The 13,674-nt window shown below is 67.4% G+C and carries 15 protein-coding genes; 10 read left to right on the forward strand and 5 right to left on the reverse strand.

What is annotated here, in order from left to right; all coding sequences use genetic code 11:
- Positions 1-383: 383 nt before the first annotated feature.
- The gene (locus tag ASD34_RS06385) at positions 384-926 is read right to left on the reverse strand and encodes a hypothetical protein (protein ID WP_056574455.1); all 543 of its coding nucleotides are present in this window, start codon (positions 924-926) and stop codon (positions 384-386) included.
- Between the two features lie 123 nt (positions 927-1,049).
- On the opposite strand from ASD34_RS06385, the gene ASD34_RS06390 reads away from it, so the two are divergent.
- Positions 1,050-2,021: a LysR family transcriptional regulator gene (locus ASD34_RS06390; RefSeq protein WP_056574458.1), complete on the forward strand. Its 972-nt coding sequence runs from the start codon at positions 1,050-1,052 to the stop codon at positions 2,019-2,021.
- Between the two features lie 49 nt (positions 2,022-2,070).
- On the opposite strand, the gene ASD34_RS27840 is transcribed toward ASD34_RS06390, so the two are convergent.
- Positions 2,071-2,244: a hypothetical protein gene (locus tag ASD34_RS27840; protein WP_167394953.1), complete on the reverse strand. Its 174-nt coding sequence runs from the start codon at positions 2,242-2,244 to the stop codon at positions 2,071-2,073.
- A gap of 129 nt (positions 2,245-2,373) precedes the next feature.
- Between ASD34_RS27840 and ASD34_RS06395 the strand changes: the two genes are divergently transcribed.
- The gene (locus tag ASD34_RS06395) at positions 2,374-3,180 is read left to right on the forward strand and encodes a metallophosphoesterase (protein ID WP_056574461.1); all 807 of its coding nucleotides are present in this window, start codon (positions 2,374-2,376) and stop codon (positions 3,178-3,180) included.
- A 16-nt stretch (positions 3,181-3,196) separates the two neighbouring features.
- Here the strand turns inward: ASD34_RS06395 and ASD34_RS06400 are convergent, their stop codons facing one another.
- On the reverse strand, positions 3,197-3,931 hold the full coding sequence (locus tag ASD34_RS06400; protein ID WP_056574464.1) for a GntR family transcriptional regulator: 735 nt from the start codon (positions 3,929-3,931) through the stop codon (positions 3,197-3,199).
- A gap of 296 nt (positions 3,932-4,227) precedes the next feature.
- Between ASD34_RS06400 and ASD34_RS06405 the strand changes: the two genes are divergently transcribed.
- The 8 genes from ASD34_RS06405 to ASD34_RS06440 all read left to right on the forward strand — a co-directional run bounded on the left by ASD34_RS06405 (position 4,228) and on the right by ASD34_RS06440 (position 12,004).
- On the forward strand, positions 4,228-5,565 hold the full coding sequence (locus ASD34_RS06405) for an aromatic ring-hydroxylating dioxygenase subunit alpha (protein WP_056574467.1): 1,338 nt from the start codon (positions 4,228-4,230) through the stop codon (positions 5,563-5,565).
- Positions 5,566-5,574: 9 nt separating this feature from the next.
- Positions 5,575-7,020, forward strand: a complete 1,446-nt coding sequence (locus tag ASD34_RS06410; RefSeq protein ID WP_056574470.1) for a glutamine synthetase family protein — start codon at positions 5,575-5,577, stop codon at positions 7,018-7,020.
- 10 nt (positions 7,021-7,030) lie between these two features.
- Entirely contained in the window at positions 7,031-7,354 is a 324-nt protein-coding gene (locus tag ASD34_RS06415) for a 2Fe-2S iron-sulfur cluster-binding protein (RefSeq protein WP_056574473.1), read from the forward strand.
- Between the two features lie 97 nt (positions 7,355-7,451).
- Positions 7,452-8,663 (forward strand): ABC transporter substrate-binding protein, encoded by a 1,212-nt coding sequence (locus ASD34_RS06420; protein ID WP_056574476.1) that lies wholly within the window; start codon positions 7,452-7,454, stop codon positions 8,661-8,663.
- Between the two features lie 36 nt (positions 8,664-8,699).
- Positions 8,700-9,560 (forward strand): branched-chain amino acid ABC transporter permease, encoded by an 861-nt coding sequence (locus ASD34_RS06425; RefSeq protein ID WP_056574479.1) that lies wholly within the window; start codon positions 8,700-8,702, stop codon positions 9,558-9,560.
- On the forward strand, positions 9,557-10,519 hold the full coding sequence (locus ASD34_RS06430) for a branched-chain amino acid ABC transporter permease (RefSeq protein ID WP_056574481.1): 963 nt from the start codon (positions 9,557-9,559) through the stop codon (positions 10,517-10,519). The genes ASD34_RS06425 and ASD34_RS06430 overlap by 4 nt, the downstream gene beginning before the upstream one ends.
- Positions 10,516-11,283, forward strand: a complete 768-nt coding sequence (locus ASD34_RS06435; protein ID WP_056574484.1) for an ABC transporter ATP-binding protein — start codon at positions 10,516-10,518, stop codon at positions 11,281-11,283. Before ASD34_RS06430 ends, ASD34_RS06435 begins: the two co-directional genes overlap by 4 nt.
- Positions 11,276-12,004 carry an ABC transporter ATP-binding protein gene (locus ASD34_RS06440; protein ID WP_056574487.1) on the forward strand — a complete coding sequence of 243 codons (729 nt, stop codon included), beginning with the start codon at positions 11,276-11,278 and terminating at the stop codon, positions 12,002-12,004. The genes ASD34_RS06435 and ASD34_RS06440 overlap by 8 nt, the downstream gene beginning before the upstream one ends.
- A 4-nt stretch (positions 12,005-12,008) precedes the next feature.
- On the opposite strand, the gene ASD34_RS06445 is transcribed toward ASD34_RS06440, so the two are convergent.
- Entirely contained in the window at positions 12,009-12,356 is a 348-nt protein-coding gene (locus ASD34_RS06445; protein ID WP_056574489.1) for a hypothetical protein, read from the reverse strand.
- A gap of 101 nt (positions 12,357-12,457) precedes the next feature.
- Positions 12,458-13,612, reverse strand: a complete 1,155-nt coding sequence (locus tag ASD34_RS06450; RefSeq protein ID WP_056574491.1) for an ABC transporter substrate-binding protein — start codon at positions 13,610-13,612, stop codon at positions 12,458-12,460.
- Positions 13,613-13,674 lie beyond the last annotated feature (62 nt).

Below are 13,674 nucleotides of genomic sequence, written 5' to 3' on the forward strand. Positions count from 1 at the left end.
CACAACCAACACCCCTGAGAGCACCAGTCGCTTCGAACACCAGAGGTATTCAGTAGCGAAGCCTGCCAGTGTATGTCATTTTGGGTGCCGAAGCCAACACGAGATGAAAAGAATCTCGCAGTGAGACCGCTCCACCGCTTGATCTCACTGCGCTCCGCAGGAGCGGCTCCGGCTCCATCTGCCCCTTATATATATAGAGAGGGGGACGCTCCCCTAGCCAGGGCGCCATCGAGCAACTCCCGCAACGCCGCCATGACAGCAGAGACGTTCGCCAATCTGCATCGGCTCAGCCCCCAATAAAAAAGGCCCGTCGGACATACGTCCGACGGGCCTTTGAACCAACTCAACTACAGCCGACCGCTCAGCGGCCGGCCCAGCCTGGCTTAGTAATAGCGCGAGCTGTTCATGCGGCGCATCGCTTCGTACAGCGTCGGCATGTGCACTTCTTGCGAACGACGGCTCATGCGGGCCAGGGCGTCGACCTTGGCGACGGCAGCGACCGGCGCGACGCCGTCCGATTGCTGGCGCCAAACGGCGGCTTGCAGCTCTTGCATGATGCGCGGATCGCTTTGGGCGGTTGCCAGGAAGCGAGCGTCTGCGCGCGCTTCCGCGCGACGCCCGGCCGCTTCGCGCCACAGGGTGGCGAGGCCGCTCCTGCGCACCGAACCCACGAAAAGCGCGAACAAGGCGATGGCGGCGACACAGAACACGGTCCATGCCGCGAGCAAAGCGCCTTCGTCCCAGTTGGAGACGATCTTGTCGGCGACCACCAGCACGGCGGCCGCGAGGGCCAGCACGAACAGTGCGATGAGCGGACGGGCGCCGTTGGCACCGGCGCGAGCGGCCTGGATTTGGCCAAAGAGAACTTCGGCACGGCGCACGCCGGGATGTTCGGTGGGTTGGTCAACGTGGACAAAGCTGGTCATGATGCATCCCTCCTGGGGATAAGTGGTAATCAGTGGTGGCGAACAAGGCCGATGCCCTGATATTAGGGATTACCCCAGTGTTCCGCCACTTTATCTTTCTGATGTTTATCATTCATATCGCTGATGGACGTCAATTTCCGCACATTCGACCTCAACCTGCTGCGCGTCTTCGACGAGGTGATGGCAGAGCGCAACCTCACGCGCGCCGCACGCAACCTCGCGATCACCCAGCCGGCCGTGAGCAACTCGCTGCGCCGCCTGCGTGAGTTGCTGGGCGACGAACTGGTCCGGCGATCCGGCGCGGGCGTGGAACCCACGCCTCGCGCGCAAGCCCTCTGGCCCACGGTGCGCGATGCCTTGCGCCAACTGCAGCACACGCTGGCGCCCGGGGAATTCGACGCCGGCACCGCCGACACGACCTTCCTGCTGGCCATGGCCGATGCCACCGCCGCGGAACTCATGCCTGGCCTGGTGCAAATCGCGGAAGAAGAAGCCCCCGCCATCTCGCTGCGCGTGCTGCCGCTGACCACGCGCGATCCGCGCCGCATGCTGGAGCATGAAGAGGTCGACATGGCGGTCGGCTACTTTCCGGCGGTGATCGCGAGCCTCGCAGCGCGCGGGCAATCGGGGGTGGGGGTGCCGTTCGAGACCCAGCGGCTTTACCTGGGCCAATATGTATGTGTGATGCGGCGCGGCCATCCGCTGGCGGGGGCGCCGTTGACGCTCGACAGCTACTGCGCGGCGCGGCACCTGCTGGTGAGTTTTTCGGGCCGGCCGTACGGCTTCATCGACCAGACGCTGGGCGCCATGGGGCGCGAGCGACGGATCGCGGTGACGGTGAACCAGTTCTTCACTGCCGGGCGCGTGGTGGCCAATTCGGACCTGCTGACGGTGTTGCCGCGCCACTTCGTGAGCGTGACCGGCATCGAGGAACAACTGGTGGTGCATGACCTGCCGTTCGACCAGCCGCCGGTGCACGTGGACGCGATCTGGCATCGGCGCGCCCAGCACGGGCATTCCCACGAGTGGCTGCGCACGGCCCTGTTGCGCTCGGCAGCCGCCGCGTTCGCGGGCTCGGTCCACGGACAGGCGTGATCTGCCCTGAACCACGCTGCGCCACCAGAGGCGGTGCGGGGTCTGTCAGTTACCTGACGACGCTGAGCCAGGCGGAAGCGGCCGCACGCAGCTCTTGCGCGTGGTGCGCGCCGCGGCCGGCACGGCTGTCGGCGCTTTCCATCAGCGCAGCGGCGTGGCTGGCGGGGGTCTGGCTCGGCGACGAACGGAAGAAACGGGCCACTTGGGCAAGAAGACTGAACATGACGGTGCGCGGCCTGTGGCTGCGACGGGGTTGATTGACGATGGATGTAGATTAAGGGTAATCCCTAGTAAAGCAAGCCCCAAGTTATGCGTCTCATGCATGGTGCGATTCACCTAGACTGATCCGACGATGAAGTTGCAACTGCTCTCCGACCTGCACCTGGAATCCCACCCGCGCTTCCACGCCGACCCCATCCCGGGCGCCGACCTGCTGGTGCTCGGGGGCGATATCGGCTCGTATCAAGATGGCTCCCGCCTCACCGATACCGACTTCGGCCTCGGCCGCTTCTCGCCACGCAACGGCTGGCCGACGCCGGTGATCTATGTGCCGGGCAACCACGAGTACGACAACCTCGATTTCGACGCGACGCATGCGCGCCTGCGTGCGCTGTGCGACGAGCTCGGCATCCTCTGGCTGGAGCGCGAGACGCGGGTCATCGAGGGCATCCGCTTCATCGGCACCACGCTGTGGGCCGATTTCGACGCGCTGGTCGAGCCCCGCGACGGCCTCGCCGAGGCGCTCAAGAAGCGCGGCAAGGCGATGCGCGCAGCCGATTTCTACCTCGAGAAGATGGCCGGCACGCGCAACGGCAAGCCCTTCATGTCAACCGAAATGAGAGAGCAAGCGCTCACCTGCCAGGCCTGGTTGCGCGACGCGCTGGCCCAGCCTTACGACGGCACGACGGTAGCCATCACCCATTTCGCGCCCAGCCTCGCGAGCGCCGATCCCCGCTACGGGCTCACGCCCGGCACCGCGGGCTTCTGCAATTCGCTCGACGAGCTGCTGCCGCACGCGCAGCTGTGGCTGCACGGCCACCTGCATTGCCCGTTCGACTATGTGAAGGACGGTTGCCGCGTGGTCGCCAATCCGCTGGGCTACCGCAGCAACGGCGAGCAAGAGGGCTACCAGCCCCAGCTGCTGATCGAGATCCGCTGACCGGCCGCTTCGCCGCTCAGGCGGCGCGTCCCTTGGCCACCAGACGGATGCCCGGCATAAGTTCGGCCGCGAGCTCGGGCCGCTCCAGCGCGTAGTCGAGGTTCATTCGCGCGATTTCGACGTGTTCTTCGCCGAGCGCCTGCGCCCGCGAGCCCTGGCCGCGCTCGATCGCCTGCACCATCGCGTGGTGCGTGCGGTGCGCCTGCCGCATCCACTGCTGGCCCTCTTCCATCGACGACTGCATGGGGAGCATCGCGCTCGGCGCAGCAAAGGGCTGGCCGCCGAGCATGTCCATCACGCGCTTGAGCGCAAGGTTGCCGCAGCCTTCGAGGATCAGCTTGTGGAAGCGGTCGTTCATCTCGACGTACGCGGCGTAGTCATCGAGCTCCATGCTGGGCTTGTTGACCGCGCGATCGCCCTCTTCCAGGCAGTCCTTCAACTCGCGCAGCAACTGGCGCGACACGCCGTCTTCCGCCAGCAGACGGGCGGCAAAGCCTTCGATCACGCCGCGCACGCGGATCGCATCGGCCACTTCCTGCGACGTGAAGCGGCGCATCTGGTAGCCGCCGCTGGGCGATTGCTCGATCAGGCCTTCGTGTTCGAGGCTGGCCAGCGCCAGGCGCACCGGCGTGCGCGAGGCGCCGAGCTTCTCTGCAAGCGGGATCTCGGCCAGCCGCTCTCCGGGCACGAATTCGCCCTTGAGGATCAGGTCGCGCAGTTGCACGAGCACGCGGGATTGTTGGGAGTCCATCGGGAGGCGCCAGGGCAACAGGAGAGGGATGAATGGGCGGATTCTAGGAGACCCGCCCGCCACTGCACGCAGCATAGCCAAACGGGCGCGGTTGTTGCATGCAGCGCAAACAGATATGTGTCAAAAACCCACAAATACCTCAGCGTTAACCCTAAATGTGACGCCTCCATGCCCCAGATAAGGGCGAACAAGGCGATGAAAGTTTGACCTTTGTCAAAAATCACCAAGACAATGCATACAACTGCATGCAATGCCTGCAGACCTTCTGACAAAGACCTCTCGATGGAGCCCGCACGATGATCAGCGCCGAGCAAAACGATTTCATCACCCGCGTCGGTCCCGGCGCCCCCGCCGGCAAGCTGCTGCGCCGCTACTGGCAGCCCGTGGCCCTGGCCGACGAACTGGCGGGCCCGCGCCCGGTCAAGCCCGTGAAACTCATGGGCCAGGACTTCGTGCTGTTCCGCGACGAGAGCGGCCAGTTCGGCATGCTCGACCGCGACTGCCCGCACCGCGGCGCCGACCTCGCCTTCGGCCGGCTGGAAAACGGCGGCATCCGCTGCGCCTTCCACGGCTGGCTGTTCGACGCCAAGGGCAACTGCCTGGAGACGCCGGCCGAGCCCGCCACCAGCAAGCTGTGCAGCCGCATCAAGCAGTCGGCCTACCCGGTGGTGGAAAAGGCCGGCGTGGTCTTCGCGTACATCGGCGAGGGCGAGCCCCCGGCCTTCCCCGACTTCGACTGCTTCGTCGCGCCCGACACCCACACCTTCGCGTTCAAGGGCTTGTTCGAATGCAACTGGCTGCAGGCGCTCGAAGTGGGCATCGATCCCGCGCACGCCTCGTACCTGCACCGCTTCTTCGAGGACGAAGACACCTCCGAGAGCTACGGCAAGCAGTTCCGTGGCGCCTCGGCCGACTCCGACATGCCCATCACCAAGGTGCTGCGTGAGTACGACCGCCCCGACATCAGCGTGGAGCCGACCGACTACGGCTTGCGCCTGAAGGCGCTGCGCAAGCTCTCCGAAGACACGACCCACGTGCGCGTGACCAACGTGGTGTTCCCGCAGGCCTTCGTGATCCCGATGAGCGCGGAGATGACCATCTCGCAGTGGCATGTGCCGGTCGACGATACGCACTGCTACTGGTATGCCATCTTCACCAGCTTCACCGGCCCGGTCGACAAGCAGCAGATGCGCGACCAGCGCCTGAAGCTCTACGAACTGCCCGACTACACCTCGCGCAAGAACAAGCGCAACAACTACGGCTACAGCGTCGACGAACAACTGACCGAAACCTACACCGGCATGGGCGACGACATCAACGTGCACGACCAGTGGGCGGTGGAGTCGCAAGGCGCCATCCAGGACCGCACGCGCGAGCACCTGGGCAGCACCGACAAGGGCATCATTGCCTACCGCCGCGTGCTGGTAAAGGCCATCGAGGCCACGCTCGCCGGCGAGACCGCGCCGATGCTCATCGACGCCGCCCAGGCCAGCGCCATGACCGGCCCACCGTCGATCGACGGCATCGGCAAGGTGGTCGATGAAGCCGCCACCGAGGCCTACTGGCAGGACGCCGATCGTGCGCGCCGCCTGAAGTCCGACTGGGCCTCCGCACGCCTGGCCGCTGCTGCCTGAGCACGCGCCATGAACAGCCACACCTTCGTCGACCGCTTCGGTCTCTGGTCGGCCGACCAGCACGCGCAGGCGCGCGAACTCGTGCGCCGCATCGACAGCGCCGAGGTGGACACCGTCCGCTTCGCCTGGCCCGACCAGCACGGCCTGCTGCGCGGCAAGACCCTGGTCGCGAGCGAGGCGCGCTCGGCCCTGTGGGAGGGCGTGAACCTCACCTCCACCCTGCTGGCCAAGGACACCTCGCACAAGACCGTGTTCCCCGTGTTCACGCAGGGCGGCGGCTTCGCCATCGAGGGCCTGCAGGGCGGCGCCGACTTCACCATCGTGGCCGACCCGGCCACCTTCAAGATCCTGCCGTGGTCGCCTCGCACCGGCTGGATCCTGTGCGACGCCTACATGGCCGACGGCCGGCCCTGCCCCTTCGCGACGCGGCAGATCCTGCAGCGCGCGGTGGCGCAGCTCGACGAACTCGGGCTGGACTTCATCGCCGGCCTCGAGGTCGAGTTCCACGTCTTCAAGCTCGAAGACGCGCGCATGGGCCTGGCCGACTCGGGCCAGCCCGGCGAGCCGCCGCGCGTGTCGCTGCTCTCGCACGGCCACCAGTATCTCACCGAGCTGCGCTACGACCGCGTCGACGGCCTGATGGAGCTGCTGCGCTCGCAGCTCATCGCGCTCGGCCTGCCGCTGCGCTCGCTCGAAATCGAGTTCGGTCCGAGCCAGTTCGAGCTCACCTTCGGCCCCACGGCCGGCCTGACGCCCGCAGACACCATGGTGCTGCTGCGCAGTGCGATCAAGCAGATCTGCCAGCGCGCCGGCCTGCACGCCACCTTCATGTGCCGCCCGAAGATCCCGAACGTGATGTCCAGCGGCTGGCACCTGCACCAGTCGCTGCGCCGCAGGAGCGACGGCGTGAACGCCTTCATGCCCGAGCCCGGCGGGCGCGACCTCAGCGAGATCGGCATGCACTACCTCGGCGGCCTGAAGGCGCATGCGTGCGGCGCGGCGGCACTGGCCAGCCCGACGATCAACGGCTACCGCCGCTACCGCCCCTTCTCGCTCGCGCCCGACCGCGCGATCTGGGCACGCGACAACCGCGGCGCGATGCTGCGCGTGCTCGGCGGCCCGGGCCAGAGCGCCTCGCGCATCGAGAACCGCGTGGGCGAGCCGACGGCCAACCCGTACCTGTACCTCGCGTCGCAACTGTTCTCGGGCCTGGACGGCATCCGCCACCAGACCGACGCGGGTCCTTCGGCCGATGCGCCGTACGAAACGCCGGCCGAGCAACTGCCGCGATCGCTCGGCGATGCCCTCGCCTGCCTGCGCAAGGACGAGATGCTCAACGCGCAGATGGGCAAGTCCTTCATCGACTACCTCTGCCACATCAAGGAAGCGGAAATCGCCCGCTTCAACCTCGAAGTCTCGGAGTGGGAACACCGCGAGTACTTCGACATGTTCTGAGCCCTTCTTCATGCCCACGATTCACTACATCCTCAAGGACGGCTCCACGCGCGAGGTCGACGCCAAGATCGGCGCCAGCGTGATGGAGACCGCCATCCGCGGCAACGTGCGCGGCATCGACGCCGAGTGCGGCGGCTGCTGCTCGTGCGCGACCTGCCATGTCTACGTCGACGACGCGTTCCTCGAACTGCTGCCGCCGCCCGACGACATGGAAAGCGCGCTGCTCGATGCCGTCGCCTCCGAGCGCCGGCCCGGTTCGCGCCTGAGTTGCCAGCTCAGCGTGAGCGCCGCCCTCGATGGCCTCACGGTGCGTGTGCCCGATACACAGGTCTGACCAGCGCGTCGGGCATCATCGCCCGCTGCCAAACATCCGGTTACAAGCCAGCGGCGCCCGAGCGGCGCATTCCACTCCCACAGAAAGGCGTTTTTTCATGACGACGACGATGACCAAGCGAACCCTCCTCTCGACCCTGCTGCTCGCCGGCCTCGGCATGGCGGGTGCGGGCCAAGCCCTGGCCCAAGCCTCCGCCGAGCCGCTGCGCATCGGCCTGATCGCGACCTACTCCGGCCCTTACGCCGACTACGGCCGCCAGTTCGACGCCGGCATCGCGCTCTATCTGAAGGAGCACGGCGGCAAGGTGGGCGGTCGCGTCGTCGAGATCATCAAGAAAGACACCGCCGGCCCCGCGCCCGACGCCGCCAAGCGCATCGCGCAGGAGCTCATCGTGCGCGACAAGGTGAACGTGCTCACCGGCCTGGACTTCAGCCCCAACGCGTACGCCGTGGGCGCCATCGCCACGCAGGCCAAGATCCCCACGCTGGTGATGAACGCCGCCTCCTCGGCCATCACGACCAGCTCGCCCTACGTGGCGCGCCTGTCGTTCACCGTGCAGCAGGTCACCGACCCGATGGCGCGCTACATGCTCAAGCAGGGCGTGAAAGACGCCTACACCGTGGTCGCCGACTACGCCTCGGGCGTCGATGCCGAAACCGCGTTCAAGAAGGCCTTCACCGCCGGCGGCGGCAAGGTCTCGGGCGAAGTGCGCACGCCGATGAACAACCCCGACTTCTCGGCCTACGTGCAGCGCATCAAGGACGCCAAGCCCCAGGCCGTGTTCTTCTTCTTCCCCTCGGGCGTGATGCCGCCGGCCTTCCTCAAGGTGTGGAAGGAGCGCGGCATGGAACAGGCCGGCATCAAGCTCTTCGCCACCGGCGAAGCCACCGACGACAGCTACCTGGACGCCACCGGCGACGTGGCGCTGGGCCTCGTCACCAGCCACCACTACTCGTTCGCCCACAACTCGCCCAAGAACCAGAAGTTCGTGAAGGACTTCGCCGCCGACAACGGCACCAAGCTGCGCCCCAGCTACTTCGCCGTGACCGCCTACGACACCATGGCCGCCATCGACCTGGCGCTGGCCAAGACCAAGGGCGACACCGCCGGCGACAAGTTCATGGACGCGCTCAAGGGCCTGAGCTTCGAGAGCCCGCGCGGCCCCATCGAGATCGATGCGGCCACGCGCGACATCGTGCAGACCGTCTACATCCGCAAGACCGAGCGCGCCAACGGCCAGCTGGTGAACGTGGAGTTCGACAAGTTCGAGCGCGTCAAGGACCCGGCCAAGGAAGCCGCCGCCAAGTAAGCCAACGCCAGCCAGCACGCAGCAAGCAGGAAATTCATGGGCATCGTGATCTTCGACGGAGTGGCCTACGGCATGCTCCTGTTTCTCATCGGCGTGGGCCTGTCCATCACGATGGGACTCATGAATTTCGTCAACCTCGCGCACGGCAGCTTCGCGATGGTGGGCGGCTACGCAGCCGCCGTGCTGATGAACCAGTGGGGCCTGGGCTTCGGGCTCTCGCTGGCCGCGGCCTTCATCGCTGCGGCGCTGGCGGGCGCGGTGCTGGAGTTCGTGTTCTACCGGCGGCTGTACCGCGCGCACCCGCTGGACCAGGTGCTGCTGTCGATCGGCGTGGTGTTCGTCTCGATCGCCGCGTTCACCTACTTCTTCGGCCCGACGATGCAGCCCTTCACGCTGCCGAAGGCGCTCGAAGGCCAGGTGTCGTTGCTCGGCCTCGAAGTGGGCCGTTACCGCCTGTTCCTGATCGGCTGCGGCGTGGCCGTGCTGGTCGCGCTGCTGCTGGGGCTGGGCAAGACGCGCTACGGCGCGATGGTGCGCGCCGCGGTCGACAACCAGCGCGTGGCGGGCGGCACGGGCATCCACGTGCAGCGCCTGTTCTTCCTGACCTTCTCGCTGGGCTGCGGCCTCGCGGGCCTGGGCGGCGCGCTGAGCCTGGGCATGCTGGGGCTGGAGCCGTCGTTCCCGCTCAAGTACCTCGTCTACTTCCTGATGGTGGTGTGCGTGGGCGGTGCGGGCACCGTCACCGGCCCGTTCATCGCAGCGCTGCTGGTCGGCATCGTCGACGTGGCGGGCAAGTACTACCTGCCTGAAACCGGCGCCTTTCTCATCTACGTGTTCATGATCGTCATGCTGCTGGTGCGCCCGAACGGCATCGTCGCCAAGAAGGGGCTCGCATGAAGCCGCTGAGCCTCTCGCCCGCGCAATTGCGCGTGGCCGAAATCGCCTTCTGGCTCGCGCTCGCGGCCAGCTTCTTCCTGTTGCCCGACAAGCTCACGCTGATGAGCCAGATCATGATCTTCGGCCTGTTCGCCGTGTCGCTGGACATGGCGCTGGGCTACGCGGGCATCCTCACCGTGGGCCACGCCGCCTTCTTCGGCGCGGGCGCCTACGCGGCCGGCCTGCTCGCCAAGTACGGCTGGAGCGAGCCCTTCACCGGCCTGCTGTTCGCCCTCGCCGTGTGCGGCCTGCTCGGCTACGTGCTGAGCTACCTCGTCGTGCGCGGCGCCGACCTCACGCGGCTGATGATCACCATCGGCGTGTGCGTGCTGCTGTTCGAGCTGGCCAACCGGCTCTCGGGCATCACGGGCGGCACCGACGGCCTGCAGGGCGTGGTGATTGCGCCGGTGCTGGGCCTGTTCGAGTTCGACCTCTACGGCAAGACCGCGTTCGGCTATGCCTTCGGCGTGGTACTCGCAATGTTCCTGCTGGTGCGGCTGGTGCTGCGCTCGCCCTTCGGCCTGGCGCTGCGCGGCATCCACGACAGCCGCAAGCGCATGACGGCCATCGGCTCACCGGTGGAAGCGCGCCTGCGCATGGCCTATGCAATGTCGGCCGCGGTGGCCGGCGTGGCGGGCGCACTGCTGGCACAAACCACGCAGTTCGTGGGCATCGAGTCGATCAGCTTCAACCGCTCGGCCGAAGTGCTCATCATCCTCGTGCTCGGCGGCACCGGGCGGCTGTACGGCGGGCTCATCGGCGCCATCGTCTACATGCTGGTGCACGACTGGTTCGCCGACATGAACCCGCAGTACTGGATGTTCTGGCTCGGCATCTTCCTGATCGCGGCCGTCATGCTGGGCCGCGGCGGGATCATGGGCGCGCTCTCGCGCGTGGTTCGCACGGGGAAGGCGCGATGACATCGAGCACCACGCACGCGCTGCGCACGCAGAACCTGGGCATCCGCTTCGGCGCCTTCCAGGCCGTGAGCGAGGTCAACCTGTCGCTCGAACCCGGTGCGCGGCAGGCGCTGATCGGGCCCAACGGCGCCGGCAAGACGACGCTCATCAACCTGCTGACGGGCGTGTTCAAGCCCACCAGCGGCAGCGTCCACCTCGGCGAGCGCGACATCACGCGCCTGCCCGGCGACAAGCGCGCCCGCATGGGGCTGGCGCGCACCTTCCAGATCAACACGCTGTTTCCCAGCCTCACGCCGCTGCTGTCGGTGGTGCTGGCCATCAGCGAGCGCGAAGGGCTGGGCGCCACCTGGTGGCGGCCACTCAAGGGCTGCACCGCCGTGTTCGACGAAGCGCATGCGCTGCTCGCCACGCTGAAGCTCGACACCCTGGCCGACGTGCCCGTGGCCGAGCTGGCCTACGGCAAGCAGCGGCTGCTCGAGATTGCGCTGGCGCTCGCCGCCAAGCCCCGCATCCTGCTGCTCGACGAGCCCGCGGCCGGCGTGCCGGAGGACGAGAGCGGCGAACTCTTCGAAGCCATCGCGGCGTTGCCGGCCGACATCAGCGTGCTCTTCATCGAACACGACATGAAGCTCGTGTTCCGCTTCGCGCGCCGCATCTCGGTGCTGGTGGGCGGACGCATCCTCACCGAAGGCACGCCCGCCGAGATCGGCGCCGACCCGCGCGTGCGCGAGGTCTACCTGGGAAGCTCGCACCACCATGGCTGAATCCGCTGCACTGGCCTTCGACCGCGTCACCGCCGGCTACGGCAACGCCGTGGTCCTCGACCGCCTCGACTTCTCGCTGCGGCCCGGCGAAAGCCTGGCCGTCCTCGGGCGCAACGGCGTGGGCAAGACCACGCTGCTCGAAACGCTGATGGGCAACACCCGCGTGATGCAGGGCGCGATCCGCTGGCAAGGCGCCGACATCACGCGCTGGCCCGCGCACCAGCGCGTGCGCGCGGGGCTGGGCTGGGTGCCGCAGGAGCGCGAGGTGTTCCCCTCGCTCACGGTGGAAGAAAACCTCACGGTGATCGCCCGCCCCGGCAGCTGGACCTTGCAGCGGGTCTACGAATTCTTTCCGCGCCTGCGCGAGCGGCGCGGCAACTACGGCAACCAGCTCTCGGGCGGCGAGCAGCAGATGCTCGCCATCGGCCGCGCGCTGATGACCAACCCGAAGCTGCTGCTGCTCGACGAGCCGATGGAAGGCCTCGCGCCGATCATCGTGGAAGAGCTGGCGGCGGCGATCCGGCGCCTGTGCGAATCCGAAGGCCTGGCCTCGATCGTGGTGGAGCAGCACCCGGTGCTGGCGCTCGACATGACGCACCAGGCGATCGTTCTGGAACGCGGCACCGTCGTGCACGCGGGTCCGAGCGCGGCGCTGGCAGCCGACAAGGACCTGCTCGAAGGGCTGCTGGGCGTCGGCATCGCCGAGGCGCCGGCCGGCTGAGCCGTCAGGCCAGGCCGATCTTCCTGGCACCAGCGAAGAAGCGCCACGAGGCCAGGCCGGCCGCGATCACGCTCGCGCCCCACGACAGGCACAGGCAGACCCACAGGAGGAAGGTGAGGCCGATGTCCACCGCGGGCGCGAGGAAGGTCGTGTCCCGCCCCAGCAGCACGTAGGTGCCGAGGTTCCACCACACGGCGTACGGCACCAGGGCCAGGCACAGGCCGTAGACGAGGCTGGCCGCCAGCGGGCCGAGGTGTTCGCGCTGCACCGCCCAGCGCACGAGGAAGAACAGGGCCAGGTCCAGCAGCACCAGCGTCAACAGGGCGAGGCCCATGATGAGTTCGAAGGTCATGGCCACACTGTAAGCAGTGCCGCGCGCGAAAAGACCCGATGGGTGCCGGCGTACCGGCAGGCGCTACCGCGCGCCGCAGCGCGCGGTACGCATCACCGGCATCAGCTCAGCATCTGGCCGCGGCTGCCGATCACGGCCACGTCCACGAACTGGCCGCCTTCGCGGTTGGAGCGGCCGTAGTTGATCTTCACGCCGCCGAGGTCGAAGTTCTCGATGCTCGCCATGCCGCCGAGCACGGCGCTGCGCGTGGGCGAAGGGCCGGCGCGGCGCAGGCCTTCGGCCAGCACGGCGGCGTTCATGTAGCCCTCCAGGCTGGTGAGCGAGAAGTCCTTGTTGCCGCTGGCCAGCATGTCGGCCTGGTAGCGGCGCACGATCTCGAACTTGGTCGAGTACGGCGACGGCACCACGATCACGAAGCCCAGGCCGCGTGCCAGGTCGCCCATGGCCGACAGTGCGCTGGCCGTGATCGACAGGCCATAGGCCGAGCTGCTGTTGCCCGCGCCGCGCAGCGCCTTCAAAAAAACTGGCGCCGTGCCGGCCAGGCCGACCACCACCACCTGCGGCTTGGCCTTGGCGATGGCTTCGGCGGCCGGGCCCACTTCCATGCTCGTGGTGTTGGGCGTGGTGGCGATCACCGCCGGTTCCAGCTTGGCCTTGGCCAGCGCGTTCTTGAACGCCGCCAGCACCGACTGGCCCAGCGGGTCGTTCGAATGCACGAGGCCGATGCGGGTCTGGCCCAGCACGGCGGCCGTGCTCACCAGCTTGTCGACCTCCTGGTCGTAGTTGGCGCGCACCCAGAAGGTGTTGGGCGAGGTCTTCTTGCGCAGCGCGATGGTGCCGGTGATCGGACCCACCACGGCCATGCCGGGCACCGCGTCCATCACCTCGGCGGTCTGGCGCGTGCCCAGCGGGTGCACCAGCGCGAGCACCGAGCTGTCTTTCTCGAAGGCCAGCGCGTTGGCCTTGGCCACGTCGGGCTTGAAGGTGTCGTCGGCCATCACGAGCTCGACCTTGCTGCCGTGCAGGCCGCCGGCCTTGTTCAGCGCATTGAAGAATGCGCTGGAGCCCTGGTACAGCCCCTGGCCGTTGGCCTTTTCCACGCTGCTGTTGTCGAAGGTCGTCCCGATGCGGATCGCACGGTTCTGCGCGAACGCCGGAAATCCCAACCCGGCGGCCGTGGCGGCCAGCCCGGACAGGGCGCGGCGGCGGCTGGTGGAAAGCGGCGCGGTCGAATCGCGCGGCACGGGGACGGTCATGATCAAAGCCTCCAGTATTCGGTGACAAAAGTTCACATTTCAAACAGAAATGTAACGCACCT

The sequence above is a fragment of the Variovorax sp. Root473 genome (genome assembly GCF_001426505.1).
Taxonomy (GTDB): Bacteria; Pseudomonadota; Gammaproteobacteria; order Burkholderiales; family Burkholderiaceae_C; genus Variovorax.

Bases quoted from the DNA above. Each gene is read 5' to 3' on its own strand.
- ASD34_RS06385 (WP_056574455.1), bottom strand. From the start codon at position 926: ATGACCAGCTTTGTCCACGTTGACCAACCCACCGAACATCCCGGCGTG.
- ASD34_RS06390 (WP_056574458.1), top strand. From the start codon at position 1,050: ATGGACGTCAATTTCCGCACATTCGACCTCAACCTGCTGCGCGTCTTC.
- ASD34_RS27840 (WP_167394953.1), bottom strand. From the start codon at position 2,244: ATGTTCAGTCTTCTTGCCCAAGTGGCCCGTTTCTTCCGTTCGTCGCCG.
- ASD34_RS06395 (WP_056574461.1), top strand. From the start codon at position 2,374: ATGAAGTTGCAACTGCTCTCCGACCTGCACCTGGAATCCCACCCGCGC.
- ASD34_RS06400 (WP_056574464.1), bottom strand. From the start codon at position 3,931: ATGGACTCCCAACAATCCCGCGTGCTCGTGCAACTGCGCGACCTGATC.
- ASD34_RS06405 (WP_056574467.1), top strand. From the start codon at position 4,228: ATGATCAGCGCCGAGCAAAACGATTTCATCACCCGCGTCGGTCCCGGC.
- ASD34_RS06410 (WP_056574470.1), top strand. From the start codon at position 5,575: ATGAACAGCCACACCTTCGTCGACCGCTTCGGTCTCTGGTCGGCCGAC.
- ASD34_RS06415 (WP_056574473.1), top strand. From the start codon at position 7,031: ATGCCCACGATTCACTACATCCTCAAGGACGGCTCCACGCGCGAGGTC.
- ASD34_RS06420 (WP_056574476.1), top strand. From the start codon at position 7,452: ATGACGACGACGATGACCAAGCGAACCCTCCTCTCGACCCTGCTGCTC.
- ASD34_RS06425 (WP_056574479.1), top strand. From the start codon at position 8,700: ATGGGCATCGTGATCTTCGACGGAGTGGCCTACGGCATGCTCCTGTTT.
- ASD34_RS06430 (WP_056574481.1), top strand. From the start codon at position 9,557: ATGAAGCCGCTGAGCCTCTCGCCCGCGCAATTGCGCGTGGCCGAAATC.
- ASD34_RS06435 (WP_056574484.1), top strand. From the start codon at position 10,516: ATGACATCGAGCACCACGCACGCGCTGCGCACGCAGAACCTGGGCATC.
- ASD34_RS06440 (WP_056574487.1), top strand. From the start codon at position 11,276: ATGGCTGAATCCGCTGCACTGGCCTTCGACCGCGTCACCGCCGGCTAC.
- ASD34_RS06445 (WP_056574489.1), bottom strand. From the start codon at position 12,356: ATGACCTTCGAACTCATCATGGGCCTCGCCCTGTTGACGCTGGTGCTG.
- ASD34_RS06450 (WP_056574491.1), bottom strand. From the start codon at position 13,612: ATGACCGTCCCCGTGCCGCGCGATTCGACCGCGCCGCTTTCCACCAGC.